Genomic DNA, 24,410 nt, shown 5'->3' with positions numbered 1-24,410 from the left:
GAAACCGGTTGCCCGCAAGCCATGCGCGGTAATTACTCCCGTCAACGATGACCCCGCACGACAAAGTGCATTGAAACGTTTCCGGAGCGGTACCAATCGACCTCGATCCCAGGTCAACGATGACCCCGCACGACAAAGTGCATTGAAACCCGTTCAGGCGATTGATCCGGATCTTCTCGCATTCGAGTCAACGATGACCCCGCACGACAAAGTGCATTGAAACCAGCGCCCTGCTCGCCGACCGCTCGCCTGGGCGAGTCAACGATGACCCCGCACGACAAAGTGCATTGAAACCTCAAACCAGGCGATGAAGCTCACTGGAACCCTAAGGTCAACGATGACCCCGCACGACAAAGTGCATTGAAACCAAAAAAATTGGCATTGACTTAAAGCACGCTGTTGAGGTCAACGATGACCCCGCACGACAAAGTGCATTGAAACGGCGCAGCCCTCAGGGAGGAGTGCCTGGACCGCCTGTCAACGATGACCCCGCACGACAAAGTGCATTGAAACGCGATGATGGTCAGCGACATGGTGGACATCAGTCGTCAACGATGACCCCGCACGACAAAGTGCATTGAAACGCACAGTCCGACCACCACTCCAGCGAGGACCGCGGTCAACGATGACCCCGCACGACAAAGTGCATTGAAACCACCCCCAACCGTCAGGGGTGCTCGGGCGGCTGGTGTCAACGATGACCCCGCACGACAAAGTGCATTGAAACAGGTAGGGCAGGGCCTTTTGAATGCGTTCGCATCCGTCAACGATGACCCCGCACGACAAAGTGCATTGAAACTAATCGCAGATCAGCAAAGAAAATAGTATTTAAGTCAGCGATGACCCCGCACGACAAAGTGCATTGAAACCTTCCAGGGCCACTTGGTGACCGTGGACCCGCGTCAACGATGACCCCGCACGACAAAGTGCATTGAAACGTCGGACGAGGATCTGGATGAAGCTCTCGCTGGTGTCAACGATGACCCCGCACGACAAAGTGCATTGAAACATCGCGGCGGTTCCGAGCGGCTGCCCCTTTGGGTCAACGATGACCCCGCACGACAAAGTGCATTGAAACCTAGCACCTCTGCTCGCGTCATCGGCTCGCTCATGTCAACGATGACCCCGCACGACAAAGTGCATTGAAACACGGTTGATCCCGCGGTAGAGGAAAGTAACCTCCCGTCAACGATGACCCCGCACGACAAAGTGCATTGAAACCAGCCCGGGAACCCAGGTAACCTTGTCCAGGTTCCAAGTCAACGATGACCCCGCACGACAAAGTGCATTGAAACGGTGAACTCCCCGCGAGTCGCTTTTCTGTTTGAAAGTCAACGATGACCCTGCACGACAAAGTGCATTGAAACGCCTTCCAAGTCAACGGAGATGTGCTTGTGCTCTCGTCAACGATGACCCCGCACGACAAAGTGCATTGAAACAAAACTATCGACGAGCTTGGTAATTCGTCCCAGTCAACGATGACCCCGCACGACAAAGTGCATTGAAACACGCCGTCATTGTCGCGGAGCCGAAGACGTTGCCGGTCAACGATGACCCCGCACGACAAAGTGCATTGAAACGGTAGTCGTTCACGACTTCGCCGTCAACGCGCATGTGTCAACGATGACCCCGCACGACAAAGTGCATTGAAACCCCGCTGCCCGGGCGGCCTCGATTATGGCGAGCAGTCAACGATGACCCCGCACGACAAAGTGCATTGAAACTCAGGAGTGCCGTCGAAACCCTCGATCCCCTCATGTCAACGATGACCCCGCACGACAAAGTGCATTGAAACCACCTCTGTGCCCGAGTAGCCCATGCGTGAGCATGCGTGTCAACGATGACCCCGCACGACAAAGTGCATTGAAACAGCTGGACGGTGCGCGATCCGTCCTTGTTCTCGAAGTCAACGACGACCCCGCACGACAAAGTGCGTTGAGCGACTGGCCCGGGGCTGTGTTTGCCCGCCTAGTGGATTCCGCTGAGTGGCGGTCTGCTCGTGGTGTCGTCCAAGGGCGACTGGTTGGGTTGGTGATGTTGTGAGTTTGGCGCTCGCGACGGTGTGGGTCTCTTTCCGGGACGCCAAGTGTGGTGGGTGGTGGCTACGGACGTCGGATGTGGGCGTGTCCCGAGGCCCCGTCTTGGCAGCAGGTTATGTGGCCGGTTTGCACGATTTCGCGAATCGCGCGCGTAAAGCTGTTTTCGGCATTAGTCTGATGATTGATCGTCGTGCTGCTTTGGAGGGAGGCGGCAGTCTTGTTCAAGATAGACGAATTGTGCGCGATTTGGCGTCGCTTGGAGGCTGAGGACGCCGCTGATGGCATGTTGTCCTACGGCACCCGCAGGTTTGCGCAGAACGCGTCGGAAGAGCTGGAAACGCTCGCGCAGCAGCTGGCGGATCATTCGTGGCGGCCCGCGATGCTCACGCCTTTTGTGCTGCCGGATAAGAAGCGGCGCCAGCTGCATATTCCCGGGGTTGCGGATCGGATTGTTGCCCGCGCAATCCTGCAGCGAGTCACCCCGGTGATCGATCCGGTATTGGGTGCGGCCAGCTACGCCTACCGCCCGGGGCTCGGGGTGCCCGACGCGGTGCAGGCCGTCGTGCTCATGCGCGATTCCGGCTACGGTTGGGCGCTGCGCGCAGACGTGTCCGACTGCTTTCCCAACATCGACAAGGAAATAGCGCTGGCGGAGTTCAAGCTGTTTGTGCGCGACGAGTATGTGATCGAGTTGGTGGACGCGCTGCTGCACCGCCGCACCGCCGTCTCGGGCGGGGCGCACGAGATTCCCGGCCTGCCGCAAGGCTGCCCCCTGTCCCCGCTGCTGTGCAACCTGGTGCTGCGCCACCTGGACGAGGAATTGCAGCGTAGGGGTTTCCCCGTGGTGCGCTACGCCGACGATTTCGTCGTCGGTGCCACGAGCGAGCGGGAGGCGGGGAGAGCGAGACGGTTGGCCGAGGCCAAGCTGAAGGAGATTGGGATGCAATTGGGGGAGAAGAAAACGCTGGTCCGCTCCTACGAGGAGGGTTTCACTTTCCTGGGCGAGGATTTCGGCACCCGCTACCCGCCGGTGATTCCCGAGCATCGGGTGCGGGAGCCGAAAGACAAGGTTGTTTACGCCGCCGTGCAGGGCGGCCGGGTGCGCGTCAAATCCGGCAGGCTGACCGTGCAGGACAAGAAGGACGAGGTGAAGATCGATGTGCCCACCGGGCAGGTGGGCAGAATCGTCCTATTCGGCTCCGTGGGGCTGAGCGTGGGCGCGCGCTCCTGGGCGATGGGCACCGACGTCGATGTGGTTTTCGCCTCGCGCTCCGGGAACTACCTCGGCAGCCTGCACAGCGCCTCGCAGCCCTTTCGGCCCGCCCGGCTCGACGCGCAACTCGCCCTGCGCGACACCCCCAAAGGCCTCGAACTGGCCCGCGCATTCATCCGCGCAAAGATCAACAACCAGCGCACCGTCCTGCTGCGCTTCAACCGCTCGGAGGCGAGCGACGATGTGGCCGCCGCCATCGACACCATCCAGGCGCTGCGCCCGATGCTCGCCGACGCCACCAGCCCCAGCGAAATCATGGGCATAGAAGGCGCGGCCGCCGCGCAATACTTCAAGGCGCTGGGCCTGCTGGCACCCGACGAGCTGCGGTTCACGGGCCGCTCCCGCCGGCCACCGCGCGACGTGTTCAACGCGGCCCTTTCCTACCTGTACACCATCCTGCTCGGCGAATGCGTCACCGCCCTGCACGCCTCAGGGCTCGACCCCGGCATCGGCCTCCTGCACTCCCGCCAGGGCAGCCGCCCCAGCCTCGCGCTCGACCTGCTGGAGGAGTTCCGGCCGCTCATCGTCGACCAGGCGGTGATGCAGGCGGCCCGCCAAGGCCGGTTCGGCCCGCAGCATGCGCGCAAGGAAAACACCGACGGCGTGCTGCTCACCAAAGCGGGCAAGGAGGCGCTTCTCACCGCCTACGAGCAGCGGTTGAACCGATTCGTGAAAGGCGCGCTGCCGGATTATGCGGGCAGCTATCGTCGGCACATCTACCGGCAGGCAATGCGGCTGATGGTGAGCATCATGAATCCCGACGTCGAATGGACGGGCCTGTCATGGCGTTGATTCTGGCGGCCTACGACGTGCGGGAAGACGATCGCCGCACCCGCCTTGCGGCGATGATGCAGGTGCACGGCGACAGAATCCAGAAGTCCGTTTTCCTGCTCAGCGTGGACGACGACGAATTGGCGGAGCTGCAACGCCGGGCCCTGCAAGTCATCGACACCGACACCGATTCGCTGTGGTTAGCCCGCCAATGCGCCAACTGCTGGGAGGCCGCCATCCGCCTTGGCCAAAGCGACCTGCGGCCGGCGGCGCTGTTCTGGGCCGCGCTGTGAGCCTTCAACTTTCGGCGGCTTCGGACCGCGTCGTGTTTTCCGCTTCTGCGGCCGGGCTAGCCTCTGCCGCGCCCTGGCCATTTTTAGCGGCTGTTGGCTGCGGCTTGCTTTGCACCAGCTGCGGTCGGTAACCGAGCGCCCCGAGCACCTCAATGTTGCGCCTCAGCGCCTCACGGGTCCTGCGTTTCACCTCTTCGTGCTTGAGCTGATTGTCGGGATTTCCACTTAGATCTTTCCAGAGAATCAGCAGCGGGTTGGTCAGGGTGCGCACATCCTTCTCGCTGCCCAGCGCCCAGTTTTTGGCTCTCCTGAATTTGCACCAGCTGTCGTGCTCCTTGGGGGCGAGGAAATCTAGTTTGCCATCCGTTATCTCCGTGCCGGGTCCCTCGGATACCCAGCGACAATCGGGGCCGGAGAACAGGCTGAGCGTGTTCCAGAGGGAACGGAGGGTGTTCTCCCGGTCCTCCTCGTTGGTCTCGGCCCAGGTTTTCACGAAATCTGTGCTCAGATAGGAATCATTGATGATGCGTGCGGCGCGCAGCCACGAGTCCTGGACGATTCCCACCAGCGGGCTGGGGGTGTAGGCGGAGGAGTCGATGTCGGCGGCGTTGCGCACCTCCTGAGGGTTACCACCGCCGAGAGTCGGGCCGTAAAAGTACAGCCTGCCCATCACCGGTATTTCGGCGATTCCGCGCATCCCCGCCCTCGGGACGAACATCTGGACCTCAGAATCCGCCAAGCACTGTGTGCGGCGCTCCAGATCCGAAAGGTCGTATTCGTCCGGATCCCCGGTGAGGAGAATAGCCGTTCGCCCCGGAGAGTTGCGCCAGAGCGTCAACTGGTCGCGGCTGGGAACGTCGTCGACGAACACGGGCGGCTTGATCTTTGAAACCTTTTCTAGCAGCGAGCGCCGCTTGCGCACTTCCTCTTTTTCTTGCCCTGTGTTGAGTTCTTGGTCTTTGTCGGGTCCTTGCCCCGTGTTGGGCTCGTCCTCCTTGCCGCCCGTGAGGTAGCCCGTCATCTTCCTGGCGATCTCGTGCTGGAAGTGCCACTCGTGGCGGAAGGCGTCGGCGAGATCGGAATTTCCTACGACGATGGTGCGCTCCGGACGGCCGACCTCCAGGATCCGCTGGGCGAGGGCCTGGGCGGTGAGCTGTGTGAGGCCGACAGTGGCCTTGAACGCGCGAGGCCGCAGCGAATCACCTCCCTCGGTCGAGATCTGGGGTTGCGAGTCGCCGTCCTGGGCCGACTCCATTTCCTCCTTGGCTTGGTCCCAGTCCTTCACCTGCTCGGCCGTGTAGAAACGCGCGTGCCGGTAGCGGTCTATGCGCACGATGATGCGCGGCGGCGGGCCGACGTGCCCTGAGTCGTGGGGAAACTTTCCCAGCTGCTGCTCCAGTATCTCGGCGCGCAGCATGTTGGTGTAGTCGTTGTCGTCGAGCAGATAGGCCGCTCTCAGAGCTACTTTCTTTGAGAACGGCCAGCGGCGGATGGTGCGCCTCAGCCGTTTCAGATCGCGGGGGTTGTTGGTGATGTCCCCGGGCAGAACCCGAATCCCGCAGCGGCTCACCTGACCGAGCAGTGGATGCTCCAGATCTCGCTCCAGCAGCACGATGAGAGTCCTCGGATAGTTTGCCGCCATCTGCTGAATGCACGGTAGCGAGTTCTCATTCAGTCCGGCGAGGAGCACCACCTTGTTCGCGAACACCGCCCGCGTGTTGGTCCACTGCCGTTGAGTCACCTCAAGCAGCACTCGCACCGCCAAGAAAGTCAACACGGCCAGTGCCATCAGCCGGGCAAACTGGATGGTGGGCACCGTGGTGGCGCAGCCCTCGTAATGCTCCCCAAAGAGCAATCGGACCGCGTAGTAGGCGTGGGAGAAGTACGGAATCTCTGCCGAGTAGCAATCCGGACGGTTGAATGTCTCTCGATAGCCGAGAACCGCCAACATTGTGGTGAGCAGGGCCGCGATGCCCAAGGTGGCGTAGTCAGCCCAGTTTACTAGAGCCCTGAGGCCGAAATACGTCCAGAGAAGCGAACCCAGCAGCACGAGAGACAGGCTCGCGAAGAAGGCAACTCTCATCCAGGCAGCTAGCTCCTCAAAGTTTAACACTACGAGGAGAAAACCCCCGAACAAAGTGAGGGCCCAGAGCAGAAAAAACCCGCTTCCCAGTACACGAAGTCGGAAAGAGCGCTGATTCCGCCACTTAGCCAGCCATCTTCTGATGGGTCGAGGTCTCCAGTGAGGGTGCATGATGTCCTCGCTTCGGATAGTGGTGATACGACGAGCCAACGAAAGTTTATCGCATGTTCCCTGCTTCAGGGTCTGAATTAGAATATCATTGTGCCAATCGGTAGAAAGCGACGAAGATGTCTCAGGATAGCGCCCCACAGCGGATCATCAGCAAGCGTACTGACTTGGAAACGGCCCGCGCCGTCGCGGAGGCGCGCTTAGCGGAGCCAGATACCCGCATCCTCGCGGTTTTCGAGGACGAGACCCTCGTCCCTGTCTACCATGACAACGACAACATCGAGGCGGTTTCCTGGACGTCCGAGTTGGCTCGCCGGCTCATCGTTGATTTCCCTGTCCACCAGCGCGGGAAGATGGCCCCGCCGCCCACCATCGTCGGCTGCGGGAAGCTGGCTTCGGCCATCGCAACCGCCTTCGACCGGCACTGCGCCGGACCCTGTGGCCCGTTCGATGTGTGGTGGGTCAGTGATACCGAGGAGTGGGCTCAGGAAGCGCGGCACGCCACCGGCAGCTGCACGGAGATCGTCTGGCGGCAAGCCACCATGCATCCCGCCGACGTCGCGCGCGCCGTGCGGAGCCTGCACGACGAATGGGAGGAACCGAGCAGTGAGCGCGGGGAAGTGGGTAGCGGCCTGATCGTGGTGACGCACGACGACGAGGAGGTGGGCGCCACTATCGGTGCCCGCTTGAGGCAACAGATGCCCCAAGCCCGAATCGTCGTCGTCGTTGATCAGCTGGATGACTGGGCCCGGACCGTCGATCCTCCCAAGCCGTCCTTTGGGAAGAAGACAAAGCCTTGGTTGCGCCGCGACGGCGGAGTAGAAGCGGAGGAGCCAGAGATCTACTTCTGGTCGAGTTCGCTCTCTCGGTGGGAGACTATTTCCAGGCAGGAATGGGAGGAGGACACGCTTACCAAGCTGTGGCTCGCGGAACTGAAGTGGGCTTACTCGGCCCGCTTTGAGCGAACAAGGCCAGGTTGGGCGAGGTATTCCAGCCTAGGAGACGACGGCGCGCCGAGGGCGCTGGACAGCGTTCTACCCGAGATGCGGGAGAAGGAAGGACGAGAAAGAGCAGACGGCCTATTGGGGGCGGTAAAAAACTTCGCCGATGCAGCGCAAGGCATCCTTGCCGCGGGGCGGTTTACGCTGAATCCGGACAACGACTGCGACAGCTGGATAGCCACGCCCGACGAGCTGCGGGCGATGGCGGAGAGAATCCTCAAAACAACCATCCCCGACCCTGCAGAAAGGAGCAAAGCGGACTGGCTCACCGCCATCGAAGTCGCCAGCCGCCTGCCCGCGATTATGCGGCTCGCGGGCAAAAACGTCGGCCGGGAAAAAGACTACCAGCCCATCCTGACCAGCCAACAAGTGGCCGAGCTCGCGCCACAGGTGCACGAGGCATATCGGAAGATCAACCGAAGAATGAGAAACCCCACGCGCTCGCCAAACCCCGCCAAGAGGTGGGAAGAACTGCCGCGCTTCCTACAGCGGGTGAATCGCGAGGCGCTGGCGGGCAGCGCGATTAATCATGCGATGCTGGGCCTCAGCTGGTCCAAAGACGGGGAGCAAGCGCGAGTACGGAACGAGCGCCTCGACCGCCTCGCCCAGCTGGAGCACCGCAGGTGGGCGATGGCGCAAGCAGCCAACGGTCGAGATAAACACGTGTACTTGAAGCCGTGGAGGCAGCTGGGGGCCGCGAAGAACAACGACCGGGCAATTTCGCTGGCAGTGATCGCCGCGTTGGGGAAAGTCGGTATAGTGCTGCGCGACAACAGCACCGAACCTCGTGGCTGTTCCTTCCTACTACGAAAGAAATACAGGTAGTTCCCGCTTGTGGCGAGCTGGATCGGCGGCAAGAACCCTCGCCATTCGGCAGTTCCCGTGCGGTGCAGGATGCGGCTGCCGGGCCGCCAACCCAGCGGAGCCGGAGCGTCCCAGCCCCAGCAGCGCCTCAGTGAAAGCGGGCTCTAATGCCCGCGCCCTGAGCGGGTACGGCGCGCGCTGAATTGGATTCGTACCGCCCCCATCCCGGCGGACTTGTTCGAACCCACCCCCGAGAACGGGGCGAGCGCAAGCAGCGGCGCCACTTGCCGCGCCACGTCGGGGCAGTCACACGCGTAGCCGACGGTGCCCACTAGCGCCGGAACCCGCGAGTGGGTGCCCGGTAGGCTGACCGTGCGCAGGTTCAGCTCCGTCACCCGCACCGCGGCCGCCACCTTGGCCGGGGCGTAGTCGAGGGGCACGTCGCTGTACTCCTCCCACGCCACCCGGGGCGCGCGCAGCAGCGTCGTGGCCTGCGGTAGCAGGTTTGGTGCGCCCTGGGTGCGGAACGTCGTCGGCGACTGAAACTCCACCCGCCACTCGCGCACCGGCGGTTGGCGGGCCAGCTCCGCCCAGCTGGCCGCCGTCTCCAGGCTGGGGGTGCCGACGGCGGCCTCCTCCCCGCCCAGCCGCACCACCGGCTCTTGCCAGCAGCGCTCCACCAGCAGATCGGCGGCGTCCCGGGTCAGCGCCGAAATCCACACCCCGAACTCGCCGAGATGCTCGCCCAGCGGCGACACCGTGTACGGTTTGGTGCCCGCCCAATGCCCCACCCGGCGGCCGTCGTCGGTGTCCTCGGACGCATCGAACCAGCGCGTGATCGCGGCCTGCAAATGCCGCTCCTTGACCGGCGGCAGAATATCCAGCGGCACCCAAAACAAACCAGGCATGACGCACATTCTGCCCGGGATGCCACCGGCCGGGAGACACATCTTGCGCTGGGCGGGTGAGGTGGAAGGATGGGCGGCATGACTGAGCCCGACATCCGCGAGCGCGTGCTGGCGCTGCGCGACGAGATCAACCGGCACCGCGTCGCCTACCACGACGCCGACCAGCCCACCGTCTCAGACGCCGAATACGACCAGCTGCTGCGCGAGCTCGCAGCCCTGGAGCAGGCCCACCCGGAGCTGATCACGCACGATTCGCCCACGCAGACGGTGGGCGGGGGCGTGAGCCGCGGGTTCGCGTCGCTGCGCCACGCGGAGCGGATGATGAGCCTCGACAACGTCTTCAGCGACGACGAGCTGGCCGAATGGCTCGGGAAAACTCGCGCCGCCGTCGGGCACGCCCGGTGGCTGTGCGAGCTGAAGATCGACGGCCTGGCGATCAGCCTGCGCTACGAGCACGGAATGCTCGCCTCGGCGGCCACGCGCGGCGACGGCGTCACGGGGGAGGACGTCACCGAGAATGTGCGCCGCATCCCCGGCATCCCGGAGCTGCTCGACGGCGGCCCCCACCCCGAAGTGGTGGAGGTGCGCGGCGAAATATATTTGCCCAAAACCGCATTCGAGGAGCTGAATAGCTTCCTCGAAGGGCTGCGCGAGGAAATCGAGGCCGGGATGGTCGCCCGCGGGCAGAGCCGGGAGAAGGCGGCCGCGTCGGCGCAGCGCCGCTTCCCGCCGCTCGCCAACCCCCGGAATGCGGCCGCGGGTTCACTGCGCCAGCTGATCTCCGACAAAACCGATCTCGAACTCCGCGCCAGCCTGGAGCGGCTGCGCAGGCTGGAACTGATCGTGCATGGCATCGGCGCGTGGCAGCCGGACGTGGCGAGCCAATCCGAGGTCTATGAGCTGCTGCGCAGCTGGGGCCTGCCCGTGAGCGGCCACATCGCCACCTTCACCAGCACCGACGATGTGCTCGCCTACGTGCACCGCCACGGCGAGGCGCGCCACGAACTGGAGCACGAGATCGACGGCGTGGTGGTGAAGGTGGATGAGCTCGCGGCCCGCGCGAGCCTCGGCGCCACGTCGCGCGCCCCGCGCTGGGCGATCGCCTACAAATACCCGCCGGAGCAGGTGCACACCAAGCTGCTCGACATCAAGGTGGGGGTGGGCCGCACCGGCCGCGCCACCCCCTACGCGGTGATGGCGCCGGTGCCCGTCGCGGGCTCCGTGGTGCGGCAGGCCACCCTGCACAACCAGGACGTGGTGCGCGCGAAAGGTGTGCTCATCGGCGACACGGTGGTGCTGCGCAAGGCCGGCGACGTGATCCCCGAGATCCTCGGGCCGATCGTGCAGCTGCGCGACGGCAGCGAGCGCGAGTTCGTGATGCCCGCGCACTGCCCCGAATGCGGCACTGCGCTGCGGCCGATGAAGGAGGGCGACGTCGACCTGCGCTGCCCCAACGCCCGCTCCTGCCCCGCGCAGGTGCGCGGCCGCGTCGAACACATCGGTTCTCGGGGCGCGCTGGATGTGGAGGCGCTGGGCGAGATCACCGCAGCCGCGCTCACCACCCCGACGGTGCCCGACGTGGCGCCGCTCACCACGGAGGCGCGGCTGTTCGAACTGACCCTCGACGAGCTGCTGCCCGTCGAGGTGTTCGTCACCGACACCGAGACCGGCGAACCCCGCCTCGACAAGGACGGCAACCCGGTGCGGCGCGCCCCGTTCCGGCGGGTGGAGAAGAAGGAGATCGTGCCCAGCGCGCAGGCCGTCAAACTGCTCGACGAGCTGGAGAGGGCGAAGACGAAGGAGCTGTGGCGGCAGCTGGTGGCGCTCAACGTGCGCCACGTCGGGCCGGTGGCGGCGCGGGCGCTCGCCGACTGGTTTGGTTCGCTGGCCGCGATCGAGGAGGCCACCGTCGAACAGCTGAGCGAGGTGGAGGGCGTGGGCGAGGTGATCGCGCGCTCGGTGAAGGATTGGCTGGCCGTCGACTGGCATCAGGAAATCATCCGACGATGGCGCGCCTCCGGCGTGCGCTTCGCCACCCCCGGCCATCCGGGCCCGGGGGCGACCCTCGCGGAGGGCGGCGGGGTGCTGGCGGGCTACACCGTCGTCGCGACGGGCAGCCTCACCGGATACACCCGCGACGGCGCCAACGAGGCCATCATCGCTGCGGGCGGGAAGGCGGCGTCGTCGGTGTCGAAAAAGACCGACTTCGTGGCGGCCGGGCCGGGTGCGGGCTCGAAGCTGGCGAAGGCGGAGCAGCTGGGCATCCCGGTGCTGGACGCCGAACAGTTCCGCATCCTGGTGACCGACGGGCCGGGCGCGCTGGGCCTGGGCGGCTAGGGCTTAGGCGCGCGGCACCTCGCCCGCGGCGACCCGCTCGTAGATGCTGAGCATCTCCTTCGCCTGCGACGCGATCGACCACTGGCTGGCCAGCTCGATGGAGCGGCTGCGCGCGGCGGCGCGCCACTCGGGGTTGTCCAGCTTCCTCATCACGCGCAGCAGCGCGGCCGCGTAGGAGGCGGGGGTGGGGCGGGCGAGTTCGCCGTTGACGCCGGGGTCGAGTACCAGTTGTAGCTCGTGGTCTGCGGCGACGATGGGGCAGCCAGCGAGCGCGGCCTCGTGCAGCACCAGGGCCTGGGTGTCGGTGAGGCTGGGGAACGCGAACACGTCGGCCATCGCGTAGTAGGCGCCCAGCTTGTCGCGCGGCTGCTCGCCCTCCAGGCGGCACCAGCCGGCGGCGCGGGCGGCGGCGAGGCGGCGCGCGATCTTCGGGTAGCGCTGCCAGTCGCCGACGATGACGAGCCGCGCGTCGGGGCGCTGAGCCACCACCAGTTCGAACGCGTCGATGAGCAGCGGCAGCCCCTTCTCCGGCGCGACCCGCCCCACCTGTAGCACCAGCGGGCCGGGCTCACGCTGGAACGGCGGCGGGCCGGGCGGCAGGGGGTCGACCCCATTAGGTATGCAGAGCACGTTGGCGTCGCGGGTGAGTTGGAGGCAGCGGTTCACGGTTTTGGGGCTGGGCGTGGTGACCACTACCGCTGACTCCAGCATGAGCGCGCACAGCCCCAGCAGGGAGGCGACGTTGTTGCCGCGGTCCTCGTAGCGGATCTCGGCGGCGCGCAACTCGTCGGAGTCGATGATTTTGCCCCGGCTGACGGCCGCGAACGACTTCAGCACCGCGGTGAGCAGCGGCAGCACGCTGGCGTAGTGGTCGGCGTAGGCGTCGAAGTCGGTGTGCCAGGTGAGCACCATCGGGATCTTCAGCCGACGGGCCGCCCACAGCCCCAGCGCGCCCACCGTGCCGAAGCCGTGCACGTGTAGCACGTCGGGTTTCAGCTCGGCGAGCTTCTTCAGGGTGCGCTCGAAGTGGCGCCCGCTGGCGACGCGGGTGGGCATGCGCGGCACCCGCACGCTGGGCAGGCGCAACTCGACGCGGCCTGGGCGCCCCAGGTGCGGGTTCACGCCCTTGGCGCGCGGCGCGACGACTACCACCTCGTGACCGGCATCGAGCAGGTTGCCCTCCAGCTGCTGGACGGCCACCATGAGGCCGTTGCTGCCGGGGCCGTAGTTGTCAACGAACTGGGCAACCTTGATTCTGCGCGTCACGAGGTCACTCTACCCAAGCTGGGGGTTAAGGCGGCGCCGCGTCGCGGTTGGTGGGCTCAGTAGGGCACGCCAAGCAGGGTGAGCGCACGCTTCAGCGACGGGCGGGCCCGGGGGAAGTGCGGGACGATCGCGAACAGGACCGACGGGTCGCTGTATGGCCGCTTCAGCCAGCGGTGCAGTGACTCGATCGCCAGGTCAATGCCCCACTCGTTCTTCATGGCGAAGATGTCGAGGATGGTGCGCTCGGCGGAGTAGATGCCGATGTTGACGTCGCCTGGCAAGCGTATCGTCGAGCGGCCCACCTCGTAGGAGCCTGGGCGGAACCGGTGCCACTGGATGTCGCCGCTGTACATCATGGGCGGCATGGTGCCTAGCGGCACGGCGATGTGGCTGTGCGACGGCGCTTCGTCGAGTAGCCCGTGAAAAGCCAACGCGGAACTCAAGCACAGCGTGGCGGCGGGCTTCTTGGTAGCCGCGCTGATCCAGCCGGCCATGCGGTCGTCCGTCAGGCCGGCACGCAGGAAGACGCCCGGCGCGACGCGCACGTACTCGCCACGCTCCAGAAGATTGTTCAGAGCGCGCTTCGTCATTTTCAGACCTGGTAAGGCACTGTAGGTCAGCCTGTCAGGCAGGGCAGGTTTTTTCATCGTTGATCACCTCGGGAGAACGGTATCAGTCTGCGGAGCCAAGCGTAGCGTTGTGGCAATTTCGAGTCGGATCTTGTTCCAGAAAGGTCGGATTTCATCCTCAACGGCGCTCTGGCCGTGCTAGGGAGGGGAGCCGAGGAGTGCGGTGTGGGATTGGCTCACCCGACAGGCGTCCGCCCCGCGCGCGGGACCCACCCGTTTGCGCAGCGTGGGCCCAATCCCGGCAGCTTGGGCGGGGAGGTCAGGAACCGTCCGACGAATCCCTGCACGCCGGTGGCGACGCACCATCCGGGCGCGTGCCGTGCGCGGTGTGCCACGCCGGCCCCGGCTGCCCCGAAGGGAAAGCCAGTGTTTGATACCGGTTTGAACACACTTTGATGTGTGGGGCCGAGTCTGACCTGCTTATCCTGCTGTTCGGGCGTCGCATTGAAGGCTCGGCGCCCCCGTCGAGTGTGGCGTTGCTTGTTTCTGGAAGAACCCGGGGCTGCCGTGACCGAGAAGCCTTTTCAACGCGCTTTGGGTTGCGACGTCGATTCTGATCCCTTTTCGAAACGAGTTGCAGAAGGGGAAGGCCTTGTGCGCTGTGGCTGTGCACAAGGCTTGCGCAGCGAATGCGCAGCTCACGGGGGCTACCCGTCACACACCAAACAAGTCTCGCCCCAGGCTCCGCTCACAGGTGGATCACCCGGCTGCACTGGGCGGTCACGGCATCGTCGTGGGTAATGACGAGCAGGGGCTTGCCTGCCGACGCCGCCCACACGTCGCGCATCAGGGCGTCGGCGGTGTCGTGGTCGAGGTGTTCGGTGGGCTCGTCGAGGATGATGAGGTCGCGTTCGCCCACCAGCACGCGCGCCAGGGCGAGCCTGCGCCGCTCCCCGCCGGAGAGCGTCGAACCCGCCTCCCCGATCGAGCGATCCAACGGCAGCTCCAGGCCAGCACGGGTGAGCGCGGCGCGGATCTCCTCGTCGGTCGCGTCCTTGTTCCCGAGGCGCACGTTCTCCCGCACCGTCGTCGCGAAGATGTGGGCATCCTGGGCCAGGTAGCCGACGCGGCCCGCGCGGCGCACCGTCCCGGCCAGTGGCGGGATCAGCCCCATCAAGGTGGCGGCGACCGTCGTCTTGCCCACCCCGGAGCGCCCCACCAGCGCCACCCGCTCCCCGGGAGCGATGGTGAAGCTGAGCCCGGTCAGCACCGGCAGGCACCCCGGCCAGCCGACGCTCACGTCCTCGAAAGCCACCTCGACACCCTCCCCGGGCTCGACATCGCCCGTGCCCACCGGGTCGGCGTCCAGCACCTCGACTACCCGCTCGACGGCGGCGCGGGCCCGCGTGAACGTCTGCGCCGCCTTCGTGAAGTCCTGGAACACCTCGTGCAGAGCAAGCGGGGTGAGCACCAGCACCGCCACCAGCCGTGGCTCCAGGCTGCCCGCGCCCACTGCGTCCGCGCCGATCAGCAGTGCTGCCAGCACCGCCACCCCGGCTGCGAGAATCTGCGCGGCGCTCGCCAGACCCCGCACCCACGCGCCCCGCTCCTCCTGCGCGCGCAGGCGGGCGTCGATGGCTAGCAGCCGCTCCACGCTCGCGGCCTCCGCGTTGTTGGCGAGCAGGTCCGCGCCGACGTGGGCCAGCTCGCGTGCACCGGAGGCGAGTTCGCCGCGCGTCGCGACGGCGGCCCGGTCCACGGCGGCGCTCATGCGCCCCGCCGCCAGGGGAACCACCACGCCCGCGAACACGGCGGTGCCGAGCAGCGCCAGCGCGTTGACCAGGTTGAACGCCCCAAGAATGACCGTGGTGGCGACGATCACCAGCGACGCCGACAGCGCGGGCAACGCCACCCGCACCACCACGTCCTGCACCGCCGCCACGTCGTTCACGATCCGGTTGAGCAGGTCGCCGTGCCGGGAGCCGATCAGCGTGGTGCGCGCCAGCCGGGAGTACACGCGGCTGCGCAGCACCCCGACGATCTCCAACGCCACCTTGTGCCCGACGAGCCGTTCAGCGTAGCGGAACACGCCCCGCCCGATGCCGAAGGCCCGCACCCCGACGGCCGCCGCCTGAAGATACAGCACAGGCGGGTATTCGGCGGCGCGCGAGATCAGCCAGGCCGCCACCGCCATCAGTGCCACCGACGATGCGCTCGCCAACGCGGCCAGCACCACCGACAGCGCAAACCGTGCCCGCCCACCGGGCACCGCCCTGAGCAGATCCAGCATCAGCCTTCGCATGATCCTCCCCACTGCACCACCCGGTCGGCGGCCTCCAGCACGGCCCGACGATGGGTCACGATGAGCGCGCCCGCCCCGCTTTGTCTGACGGCGGAGATGACGGTGGCCTCGCGGTCGGAGTCGAGGCCTGCGGTGGGCTCGTCGAGGATGAGCAGCCGCGCCCCATGCCGGATTCGCACGAGCGCCCGGGCGAGCGCCACCCGGCGGGCCTCGCCGGCGGAGAGACCCTCGCCGCCATCGGCCACCGGCTTTTCGAGCGCGAAGTCCGCCCCGGCGAGGTCGAGCGCCCAGGCGATCTCCTCGTCGGCGGCCTCCGGCGCGCCGAGACGCACATTGTCGGCCACCGTGCCGTGCACCAGGCCCGGATTCTGGGCGACGTAGGCCACCTGCGAGCGCCACGACCTGAGGTCGGTGTTGACCAGATCCTGACCGCCGACGGTGACCCGGCCCTCGTCGGGGGTGAGGAAGCCGAGCGCGAGCGCCAGGGCGGTGGACTTGCCCCCGCCGGAGGCCCCGGCGAGCGCGACGATCTCGCCGGGCACGACGTCGAGCGAGAAGCCGGCCAGGACGGGGGAGCCGGAACCCGGGTAGGTGTAGGCGACGCGCTCCAGGGCGAGCGCACCGTCGGGGGCCGGGCGGGCGCCGTGATGGCTCGGGGCGGCGTCGATCAGGTCGAAGGCGGCGTCGGCGGCGGCCACGCCGTCGGCGGAGTCGTGGAAGTGGGTGCCCACCATCCGCACCGGCAGGTACGCCTCGGGGGCCAGGACCAGCACGAACAGCGCGGTGAAGAAGTCCACCTCGCCGAACAGCAACCTGAAGCCGATGGTGACCGCGATCACCGCCACCGACAGCGACGCCAGCAGCTCCAGCGCGAAGGCCGAGAGGAACGCGACGGTGAGCACCTTCATCGTCGCGCCCCGGTAGCGCCGCTCGTTGAGGTCCACGCTGCGCTGCTGCGCCTTGGCGCGGGCGAAGGCCTGCAGCGTGGGCAGCCCGCCGATGAGGTCGGCGAAGTGGTTGGCAAGCCGGTCGGCCTGCGCGAAGGCGTGTTTAGTGCGTCTCTCGGTGGTCCAGCCGATCAGCGCCATGAACAGCGGGATCAGCGGCAGGGTGATGCCCAGGATGAGAGCCGACGTGGTGTCGGCGGCCAGCACCACAGCACCCACGATGAATGGCACGGTCGCGGCCAGCCCCAGCTGGGGCAGGTACTTTGCGAAGTAGCCGTCCAGGTCGTCGAGGCCGCGGGTGACGAGTCTGATGAGCGACGCGGAGCTGGTCGCTCCGACGGGGGTGCGGGCGTGCGCGGTGAGGATGTCGCGGCGCAGCTGCGACTTCACGGCCGCCGCTGAACGGTGCGACAGCCACGAGTTCAGCCAGCTGAGCCCGGCGCGTGCGGCGAAGACCAGGGCGATGAGGCTCGCCAGGCGCGGCCAGCCGTCGGGGAGGCCGCGCTGCGCGAATGCCGACGTGACGCCGTCGGCGAGCAGCCAAGCTTGCGCCACCAGAAGCAGCGCAGTAATGATCCCGACAAGCACTGACGCTATGAGGTAGCGCTTGGTTGCTCGTGCTCGTCGAAACAATCTGGGGTGGATCGGTCCTGCCATCGTCCCCAAGTTTGGCACGAGCCTCGGAATGATGTTCTCAACTTTGTGTCGAAATCCGGATGGAACTGAACCCTTCTCTTGCGAGACTTGAGTGTCTGTTGAGCGAAGACGGTGCTTAAGGAGAGCGATGCGTTACAGGATTCTGGCTTCTGTGGCGGTGGTTGCGCTGCTGGGCAGCGGCTGCGCGGCCGCGTCTCTTCCGGCGCAGGACGAAGCCGAGGGCCTGTTGCGTAGGGAGTTCGCGAAGTCGTTGGGGTTCAGCCGGTTCACCGTCTCCGACCAGGGGATCGAGGTGGCGTTACAGGGGCCCGATTCGATCAACACGATCTATCCTGCGCGCTCTGAAGCTGCGCCGAGCGCAGAGGACGAGTTTTGGACGACTCCGCAGTCCTTTCGGCTGAAGGAATCTGTGGCTGCGGCCTACGAGCAGCTCGACGAGTGCGGGGGATACGGGAAGGTGAATGTCTTCCCCCTGGGCGGCGGTTCTTTCGGCACAGAGACGCGGTGCGGCTCGGGCGAACAGGGGGAGAGTTCCTATTCCCTCAATGGCAAAGCGCTCACCGATATCGAGAACCCGATGAGCGCTGAGGGAGTCAGCACCCTGTGGCAGGACATTCTGGAGGCCGGGGCGGCCGACAGCTTCCGGGGGGCGGAGATCGTGGCCCACTCGTTCGCCACGGTGTCCTTTGAAGGCGAGGCGGGGCAGAGCGTCGTGTGGTACCGGGACCCGAATGGCGGCAGGTCGTTCACCCAGATAGGCCGGCTGGGGTATTCCGCTAAGTCGTCCTCGATTGATGTGAGTGACTATTCCCCTTCGGTGGTGTCCCGGGCCTATCAGGAGGCTGCCGGCAGGACCGACGTCGAGCCGCGGATGATCACCATCGGCGAACCATCCGGCGGCGACGGTGGGCTGAGCGTGACGTTGCGCGACGAGTCCGGCAAGGTGCTGGCCAGCGTCCCGGTGGCCGACGACGCCGTGAATCGGTGATGGGTAGCCGCCGCCGCAGGGGCATTGCCGACCGGGATACGCGGAGGGCCGCCCCGGACGGGACGGCCCTCTCCTCGACGGGGCGGGTGGGTCAGCTGGGCAGCGGAACGTCGTCGGGAATCGACTTCGTGCTGAGCCGCTTGTGAAACACCCAGTAGCTCCACGCCTGGTAGGCGAGGATGGCCGGGATGAAGATGGCCGCGGCGACGGTCATCAGGGTGAGTGTCGTGTTGGAGGATGCCGCAGTCCACATGTTCAGCCGGTCGGCGACGGGCACGCCGGGGTCCTGGGCGAAGCCGATGTTGCCGTACATTTTCAGGAACACACCGGTGAACAGGGTGATGATTGCCACCCCTCCCAAGGCGAAGGCCCAGCCATCTCGCCCGCGCCCGACGAGCAGCGCGGAGGCGGCCAGGGCGAGGATGGCGAGCACCGCTAGCATCCAGGTGAGGACGCCGAAGCTGGCGAACTCGCTATCGGCCGGCCAGAACACATTCTGGCAGATGACGAACAAGGCGACGACGGCGACGGCGGCCCAGCCGGTCTTCTGCCCGAAGGCTTTGGCCCGATCGTGGATCACGCCCCTGGTCTTCAACGTCAGGAAGGTGGAGCCATGGTAGAAGCAAAGGATCACCAGCATCACGCCTCCGAGCAGCGCAAAGGGGCTGAACAGACCGGAGAAGGCGCCGCTCCAGTGCAGGCCGTCGTTGGGTAGCCCGATGACGAAGTTGGCGAAACCGATGCCGAAGATGAGCGCGGGCAGGAACGAGCCGATAGCTGCACACCAGTCGAGCGCGTTGCGGTAACTCGACGAGGGGTGCTTCGAGCGGTACTCGAACGCGATGCCGCGCAGGATCAGGCCCACCAGCACCAGCAGCATCGGTAGGTAGAGCCCGGCGAACATTGACGCATACCAGCCGGGGAATGCGGCAAACATGGCGCCGCCCGCAGTGATCAGCCAGACCTCGTTGCCGTCCCAGAGTGGGCCGATGGTGTTGACCACCACCCGCTTCTCCTTGTCGGTCTTACCCAGCAGTTTGATGAGCATGGCGACGCCGTAGTCGAAGCCTTCGAGGAAGAAGTAGCCGATCCACAGCACGGCGACGAGGGTGAACCAGATGTTGGGGTACACGGAGTTAAGTGAAGATTCAAGCAGGAACATCTTGGTGCCTCTCAGTATGCGAAGGTCATCGGCTGGTCGGGATCATCCTGAACTTCGACCGGGTGAGCCTCGGGTAGGCCGGCTTTGGTGTACTTCAGGAACAGCCAGAGTTCCAGGACCGCGAGGCAGCCGTAAAGCACCGTGTAGACGATCATCGAGAAGAGCACGCTGCCGGCGCTGACGTTGGGGGAGACCGCTGCGGCCGTCGGAAGCACGCCCGCCACCAGCCATGGCTGGCGACCCATCTCGGTGAAGATCCAGCCCAGGGAGTTACCCGCGAGCGGCAGCAGCGGCAGCGCCCAGGCGACGAACAGCGGCCACCAGCCGGCCTTGGGGTTTCGCCCGCGACGCAGCTGGAGGAGCATCAGCAGCGAGATACCGATGCCTGCGAGGCCGACGCCGATCATGAGGCGGAACGTCCAGTAGGAAAGCGCCACCATGGGCACGGGGTCAACGTCGAGGAAGGAGAGCTGGATCTCTGGGCTGATGGTGCCGTCCTTGACCGCCTGCGCCACCTGCTCTTGTAGCTTCAACCGGGTGCCGTCGTTGCGCTTGAAACCTTCTTCGTGGAACTGCTTCTCCAGGTTGGTGATTCCCTGCACCTCCTCGTGTCCAGCCAGGAGGCTGAGTAGCCCGGGAACGCGCAGGATGTGGGTGCCGCTTCGGCCATCAATGTCGCCGATGGTCAGTACCGAGAAGGAGGCGTTGCGTTCAGTCTCGAATAGTCCCTCTGCGGTGGCCATCTTCATTGGCTGCGCCTCGGTCATGGCCTTCGACTGGAGGTCTCCGGAGAGCATGACACCGGCGGAAGCAACGAGCAGCACCCAGGCGCCGAATTTGGCTGCCCAGCGCCACGTCGCGATGTGGGAATCGTCGGCGGTGCCCGCAGCCACCTTGGAGTTGAGTTTGGCGAGATGCCAGAAGGAGATGCCCGCGACGAGGCCGCCAGCCACCATGTAGGCGGCGGTGATGGTGTGGGGGAATGTCGCGAGGAACACGGGGTTGGTGAACAACTCGAAGAAGCCGCTGATTCCGTCGAGTTCGGCCCGGCCGGTCTGCGTGTTGAACACCGAGCCCACCGGGTGCTGCATCCACGAGTTGGCGGCGAGGATGAACACGGCGGAGAGGTTGGTGCCGATGGCAGCCAGATAGATGGCAGCGAGGTGCACCTTCTTCGGCAGCTTGTCCCAGCCGAAGATCCAAAGACCGATGAAAGTGGACTCCAGGAAGAACGCCAACAGCGCCTCCAACGCGAGTGGCGCGCCGAAGATGTCACCGACGAAGCGCGAGTACTCCGACCAGTTCATGCCGAACTGAAACTCCTGCACCAGCCCAGTCACCACACCCAGAGCAAAATTGATCAGAAAAAGCTTTCCAAAAAACTTGGTTAGTTGCAGGAAGCGGTCTTGGCCGGTCTTGTACCAAATGGTCTGCAAGACCGCCACCAGCATTGACAGTGCGATGGTGATCGGGACGAAGAGGAAGTGGTATACGGTGGTGATCCCGAACTGCCACCGCGACAAGGTCACTGAATCCATGCCGTGGATGGTACTACTCGTAGTCGTAACAAGCTAATGTTTTGATGAATCTGTCGAAAACGCCTGAAAGGCCTTGTCCGATAGGGAATAGCCTAAAAACGCCCGGCTGTGAGTAGGCCTTTTGTCTCCTCGGCCTCGACTTAGTTATCAAATTGTGACCGTTTTGGCCTCTATCATGGTACGCATGGCACCGCGGGGAGAACTGGAACAGCGCGTGATGGAACTGCTCTGGGCGGCCCAGCAACCACGCACCGTAGCGGAACTGCACGCCGAGTTGCTCGCCCAGCGTAGCCTCGCCTACACAACGGTGATGACCGTGCTGGATAGGCTGGCCAAGAAAGGCATGGCCAGCCGCCGACTCGTTAACCGTGCCTGGCGCTACGAGCCCGCAGAGCCGCAGCACATCGTCGTGGCGCGCGAAATGCACCAGCACCTGGTGGGGCTCGCGCCCGAGATGCGCGACAAGGTCCTGGCGCGGTTCCAGCAACTCCTGGACGGGTAAGGGCCTATCTCCGTCCCAGCAGCCGCTCCTTCTGGGCCGCTGCCTGCTGAAGAGACCGCCGCCAACGCTCGCGCAGCTGTGAAACGTCCGGGTTGTTACCCGTCAGTACCGCCACCTGTCGCTGAACCTCCAGCGACTCCTCCAGCGCGGACGGGTCCGGGTTGGCCAGCGAATCCAGCAGCGCGGTGCGCGACATCGTCGCCGCCAAGGCCGCCCGCTGCTGACTCACCTGATAGGACGGCTCTGGCCACTGGGGATCCAGCTCAGCAACCGTCCGCGTCAGGATCTCCGTGATCGCCGCCCGCGCGTACCACTTCTTATCCGCAGGCACCACGTACCACGGGGCGTGCGGGGTGTGCGTGAGCCGCACCACATCTGCGTAGGCCGCCTGAAAATCCGGCCACTTCCTCCGGGTAAGGACGTCGCTGGGGGAGTACTTCCACCGCTTGTCCGGCCGATCCAGCCGCGCCATCAACCGGAGGCCCTGCTCCTCGTAACCCACCATGAGCGCAAACTTCACGACGGTGGTGCCGGCCGCCACCAACTCCTCCTCGAAGGCGTTGATCTCGGCGTAGCGCGCACACCACACCTCCTCCGGCACGAGCCCCTCCACCCGCACCACAAGCACATCCTCGTAGTGCGACCGGTCGAAAACACCAATCTTTCCGGGGGAAGGCAGCGCCCGGCGGATCCGCCACAGGTAGTGCTGCGCGCGCTCCTCCTCGGTAGGCACCCCGAAGCTGTGCAACTGCACCCCCTGCGGGTCGACCATGCCCAGGACGTGCTTGGCGACGCCGCCCTTGCCCGACGTATCCAGCCCCTGCAGCACGCACAGCACCGCGCGCCGCCCACCGGCGCGGCCTTCCGCATACAGCCGCTCCTGCAACTCCGCGAGCAACCGCCCGCGCTCACGCATCAGTGACTCGCCCTCGGTCCTGGAGCCGGTGAAGCCGGGCGTGGCCGACGTGTCGAAGGCAGCCAGGTCGATCCCGCCTGCGCCGAGCAGGTCACGCGGATCCTGGCTCCACATCGCTAATTCGCCCACAGGCCGACGATCGAGCCTCGCGCCAGGACGTGCTCCCGGGCGGCGAAGGCTGCCATCGTCGCGGTGGCCGACGAGTCCAGATCGAGGACCGTGTCGAGCGCGTGCACGGTGAAGAAATAGCGGTGTGGGCCGTGCCCAGCAGGCGGGGCGCACCCCAGGTAGCCGAGGCCGCCGCCATCGTGGCGCAGCGTCACGGCCCCCGACGGCAGGTTGCGCGCGGCGTCGCGGGACAGGCTGCGGGTGTCCGGCGGCAGGTTCAGCACCGACCAGTGCCACCAGCCGGCCGGGGTGGGCGCGTCCGGATCGAACATGTGCACATATATCGACTTAGTGCCATGCGGCACCTCGCTCCAGGCCAGCTGGGGGGAGATGTCACGCCCACCGGCACCCACAAACTCGGCCGTGCAGTCCAGCGGCAGGCGGCCACCGTCGACGAAATCTTGGCTTGTGATCGACAGCGGCAGCCCACCATCAATGCCGTGATAAGGATCTCTCATGCACATACTTCACCAAATCGAGGCGCCGCTCGCTGGGATTGTGCAAGATTCGCCGACGATGGCCCACCCCGCCGAGACGTGCGGGAAGGGACGCTGAGGGCGCGCCCCGCCAGATCCGACTCGCCCCGCCCCGGCGATTTCCCTCAACGGAGCCTAGGTGAGGCGCTCCTTCGGCGAGGAGTCGTGCGTGCGCGCCGGATCCGTCTCCGCGACCGCGCCCAGCACGTCGTTCACCGCCGCCCACACGTCGTCGCCAATCGGCTTCTCACTCGCGACGACGTTCTCCCGCACCTGCTCGGGGCGCGAGGCCCCGATGATGGCCGCCGCCACGTTGGGGTTGTGCAGCACCCACGCCACCGCGAGCTGCGCCATCGTCAGCCCCGCCTCGGCTGCGATCGGACGCAGCGCCTGCACCCGCTCCAGCGCAGGCGCGTTGTCCAGGAAACGCGAGATCATCGTCGCGCCACCCTTGTCGTCCGTGGCGCGCGAACCAGCGGGCACAGGTTGCCCCGGCAGGTACTTGCCCGTGAGCACGCCTTGAGCCACCGGCGACCAGACGATCTGCGAGAGACCAAGCTCCTCGCAGGCGGGCACCACCTCGGCCTCGATCACCCGCCAGAGAGCGGAATACTGGGGCTGGTTCGTCACCAGCTGGAAACCCAGCTCGCGGGCCAGCCGGTGCCCGGCGCGAATCTGCTCAGCAGTCCACTCGGACACGCCGATATAGAGCGCCTTGCCCTGCCGGACGACGTCGGCAAACGCCTGCATCGTCTCCTCCAGCGGAGTGGCGTAGTCGTAGCGGTGCGCCTGGTAGATGTCGACGTAGTCAGTTTGCAGGCGCCGCAGGGAGCCGTGGATCGACTCCATGATGTGCTTGCGCGACAGTCCGGTGTCGTTGGCGCCCTTCGGGCCGGTGGGCCAGTACACCTTGGTGAAGATCTCCAGCGACTCGCGTCGCTCTCCCTTCAGGGCCTCTCCCAGCACGGACTCGGCGATGGTGTTGGCATAGACGTCGGCCGTGTCGAAGCTGGTGATCCCCACTTCCAGGGCGGCCCGCACGCACGCCGTCGCCACCTCGCCTTCCACCTGCGATCCATGGGTGAGCCAGTTGCCATACGTGATTTCGGAGATTTTGAGGCCGGAGTTTCCGGCGAAACGATACTTCATGCCGCCACTCTATGCGCCGACCTGGGGCGGGAGCCGACCCTAGCGGCCAGCGCGACGCAGCCGGTGCGGGAAATGAGCGCCAAATATGGGAAG

General features: G+C 65.7%; 17 protein-coding genes and 1 CRISPR repeat array (1 of these 18 only partly in view). Of the genes, 6 read left to right on the top strand and 11 right to left on the bottom strand.

Going from position 1 to position 24,410, the window contains the following annotated elements:
• A CRISPR array of direct repeats spans positions 1-1,942; the repeat unit is 37 nt; unit sequence GTCAACGATGACCCCGCACGACAAAGTGCATTGAAAC; it reaches 179 nt to the left of the window's first position.
• A 314-nt stretch (positions 1,943-2,256) separates the two neighbouring features.
• On the top strand, positions 2,257-4,104 hold the full coding sequence (gene cas1, locus EII42_RS03130; RefSeq protein WP_125170665.1) for a CRISPR-associated endonuclease Cas1: 1,848 nt from the start codon (positions 2,257-2,259) through the stop codon (positions 4,102-4,104).
• Complete coding sequence (cas2, locus tag EII42_RS03125; RefSeq protein WP_125170744.1) at positions 4,095-4,376, top strand: CRISPR-associated endonuclease Cas2; 282 nt, start codon at positions 4,095-4,097, stop codon at positions 4,374-4,376. Before cas1 ends, cas2 begins: the two co-directional genes overlap by 10 nt.
• Positions 4,377-4,380: 4 nt before the next feature.
• Here the strand turns inward: cas2 and EII42_RS03120 are convergent, their stop codons facing one another.
• Positions 4,381-6,459, bottom strand: coding sequence for a hypothetical protein (locus EII42_RS03120; RefSeq protein ID WP_125170664.1), 2,079 nt, complete (start codon positions 6,457-6,459; stop codon positions 4,381-4,383).
• Positions 6,460-6,746: 287 nt separating this feature from the next.
• Here EII42_RS03120 and EII42_RS03115 point away from each other — a divergent pair, with 287 nt between their 5' ends.
• Positions 6,747-8,453 carry a hypothetical protein gene (locus EII42_RS03115; RefSeq protein WP_125170663.1) on the top strand — a complete coding sequence of 569 codons (1,707 nt, stop codon included), beginning with the start codon at positions 6,747-6,749 and terminating at the stop codon, positions 8,451-8,453.
• A gap of 143 nt (positions 8,454-8,596) precedes the next feature.
• On the opposite strand, the gene cas6 is transcribed toward EII42_RS03115, so the two are convergent.
• A complete protein-coding gene (cas6, locus tag EII42_RS03110; RefSeq protein ID WP_158676380.1) occupies positions 8,597-9,340 on the bottom strand; it encodes a CRISPR system precrRNA processing endoribonuclease RAMP protein Cas6 in 744 nt (247 codons plus the stop codon).
• A 78-nt stretch (positions 9,341-9,418) separates the two neighbouring features.
• Here cas6 and ligA point away from each other — a divergent pair, with 78 nt between their 5' ends.
• Positions 9,419-11,677, top strand: coding sequence for an NAD-dependent DNA ligase LigA (ligA, locus tag EII42_RS03105; protein ID WP_233558258.1), 2,259 nt, complete (start codon positions 9,419-9,421; stop codon positions 11,675-11,677).
• 3 nt (positions 11,678-11,680) lie between these two features.
• Here ligA and EII42_RS03100 read toward each other — a convergent pair whose 3' ends face one another.
• From EII42_RS03100 to cydD, 4 genes are all read right to left on the bottom strand, one after another.
• The gene (locus tag EII42_RS03100; protein WP_125170660.1) at positions 11,681-12,943 is read right to left on the bottom strand and encodes a glycosyltransferase; all 1,263 of its coding nucleotides are present in this window, start codon (positions 12,941-12,943) and stop codon (positions 11,681-11,683) included.
• Positions 12,944-12,999: 56 nt separating this feature from the next.
• Positions 13,000-13,533, bottom strand: a complete 534-nt coding sequence (locus EII42_RS03095; RefSeq protein ID WP_125170659.1) for a hypothetical protein — start codon at positions 13,531-13,533, stop codon at positions 13,000-13,002.
• 727 nt (positions 13,534-14,260) lie between these two features.
• Positions 14,261-15,814, bottom strand: a complete 1,554-nt coding sequence (gene cydC / locus EII42_RS03090; RefSeq protein ID WP_125170658.1) for a thiol reductant ABC exporter subunit CydC — start codon at positions 15,812-15,814, stop codon at positions 14,261-14,263.
• Complete coding sequence (cydD, locus tag EII42_RS03085) at positions 15,802-17,418, bottom strand: thiol reductant ABC exporter subunit CydD (RefSeq protein WP_125170657.1); 1,617 nt, start codon at positions 17,416-17,418, stop codon at positions 15,802-15,804. The genes cydC and cydD overlap by 13 nt, the downstream gene beginning before the upstream one ends.
• A 127-nt stretch (positions 17,419-17,545) precedes the next feature.
• On the opposite strand from cydD, the gene EII42_RS03080 reads away from it, so the two are divergent.
• Complete coding sequence (locus tag EII42_RS03080) at positions 17,546-18,406, top strand: hypothetical protein (RefSeq protein WP_125170656.1); 861 nt, start codon at positions 17,546-17,548, stop codon at positions 18,404-18,406.
• A gap of 91 nt (positions 18,407-18,497) precedes the next feature.
• Here EII42_RS03080 and cydB read toward each other — a convergent pair whose 3' ends face one another.
• Positions 18,498-19,568: a cytochrome d ubiquinol oxidase subunit II gene (gene cydB / locus EII42_RS03075; protein ID WP_125170655.1), complete on the bottom strand. Its 1,071-nt coding sequence runs from the start codon at positions 19,566-19,568 to the stop codon at positions 18,498-18,500.
• Positions 19,569-19,579: 11 nt separating this feature from the next.
• Positions 19,580-21,106, bottom strand: coding sequence for a cytochrome ubiquinol oxidase subunit I (locus EII42_RS03070; RefSeq protein WP_125170654.1), 1,527 nt, complete (start codon positions 21,104-21,106; stop codon positions 19,580-19,582).
• Between the two features lie 184 nt (positions 21,107-21,290).
• On the opposite strand from EII42_RS03070, the gene EII42_RS03065 reads away from it, so the two are divergent.
• Positions 21,291-21,608 carry a BlaI/MecI/CopY family transcriptional regulator gene (locus EII42_RS03065; RefSeq protein WP_233558257.1) on the top strand — a complete coding sequence of 106 codons (318 nt, stop codon included), beginning with the start codon at positions 21,291-21,293 and terminating at the stop codon, positions 21,606-21,608.
• 4 nt (positions 21,609-21,612) lie between these two features.
• Here the strand turns inward: EII42_RS03065 and EII42_RS03060 are convergent, their stop codons facing one another.
• From EII42_RS03060 to EII42_RS03050, 3 genes are all read right to left on the bottom strand, one after another.
• Positions 21,613-22,653: a PPK2 family polyphosphate kinase gene (locus EII42_RS03060; protein WP_233558256.1), complete on the bottom strand. Its 1,041-nt coding sequence runs from the start codon at positions 22,651-22,653 to the stop codon at positions 21,613-21,615.
• Positions 22,641-23,150: a YbhB/YbcL family Raf kinase inhibitor-like protein gene (locus tag EII42_RS03055; protein WP_125170652.1), complete on the bottom strand. Its 510-nt coding sequence runs from the start codon at positions 23,148-23,150 to the stop codon at positions 22,641-22,643. Before EII42_RS03055 ends, EII42_RS03060 begins: the two co-directional genes overlap by 13 nt.
• Positions 23,151-23,303: 153 nt before the next feature.
• Entirely contained in the window at positions 23,304-24,317 is a 1,014-nt protein-coding gene (locus EII42_RS03050; protein WP_125170651.1) for an aldo/keto reductase family protein, read from the bottom strand.
• Positions 24,318-24,410: the final 93 nt, after the last annotated feature.

Origin of the sequence: Tessaracoccus sp. OH4464_COT-324 (assembly GCF_003932855.1) — a bacterium.
Classification (GTDB): Bacteria; Actinomycetota; Actinomycetes; order Propionibacteriales; family Propionibacteriaceae; genus Arachnia.
The sequence above is the reverse complement of the archived record's forward strand: the minus strand, read 5'-3'. Positions and strand labels throughout refer to the sequence as shown.

What these genes read in the sequence shown, in the direction of transcription:
- cas2 (WP_125170744.1), top strand. Translation starts at nt 4,095, where the DNA reads ATGGCGTTGATTCTGGCGGCCTACGACGTGCGGGAAGACGATCGCCGC.
- EII42_RS03120 (WP_125170664.1), bottom strand. Translation starts at nt 6,459, where the DNA reads ATGAGAGTTGCCTTCTTCGCGAGCCTGTCTCTCGTGCTGCTGGGTTCG.
- EII42_RS03115 (WP_125170663.1), top strand. Translation starts at nt 6,747, where the DNA reads ATGTCTCAGGATAGCGCCCCACAGCGGATCATCAGCAAGCGTACTGAC.
- cas6 (WP_158676380.1), bottom strand. Translation starts at nt 9,340, where the DNA reads ATGCCTGGTTTGTTTTGGGTGCCGCTGGATATTCTGCCGCCGGTCAAG.
- ligA (WP_233558258.1), top strand. Translation starts at nt 9,419, where the DNA reads ATGACTGAGCCCGACATCCGCGAGCGCGTGCTGGCGCTGCGCGACGAG.
- EII42_RS03095 (WP_125170659.1), bottom strand. Translation starts at nt 13,533, where the DNA reads ATGACGAAGCGCGCTCTGAACAATCTTCTGGAGCGTGGCGAGTACGTG.
- cydC (WP_125170658.1), bottom strand. Translation starts at nt 15,814, where the DNA reads ATGCGAAGGCTGATGCTGGATCTGCTCAGGGCGGTGCCCGGTGGGCGG.
- cydD (WP_125170657.1), bottom strand. Translation starts at nt 17,418, where the DNA reads ATGGCAGGACCGATCCACCCCAGATTGTTTCGACGAGCACGAGCAACC.
- EII42_RS03080 (WP_125170656.1), top strand. Translation starts at nt 17,546, where the DNA reads ATGCGTTACAGGATTCTGGCTTCTGTGGCGGTGGTTGCGCTGCTGGGC.
- cydB (WP_125170655.1), bottom strand. Translation starts at nt 19,568, where the DNA reads ATGTTCCTGCTTGAATCTTCACTTAACTCCGTGTACCCCAACATCTGG.
- EII42_RS03070 (WP_125170654.1), bottom strand. Translation starts at nt 21,106, where the DNA reads ATGGATTCAGTGACCTTGTCGCGGTGGCAGTTCGGGATCACCACCGTA.
- EII42_RS03065 (WP_233558257.1), top strand. Translation starts at nt 21,291, where the DNA reads ATGGCACCGCGGGGAGAACTGGAACAGCGCGTGATGGAACTGCTCTGG.
- EII42_RS03055 (WP_125170652.1), bottom strand. Translation starts at nt 23,150, where the DNA reads ATGAGAGATCCTTATCACGGCATTGATGGTGGGCTGCCGCTGTCGATC.
- EII42_RS03050 (WP_125170651.1), bottom strand. Translation starts at nt 24,317, where the DNA reads ATGAAGTATCGTTTCGCCGGAAACTCCGGCCTCAAAATCTCCGAAATC.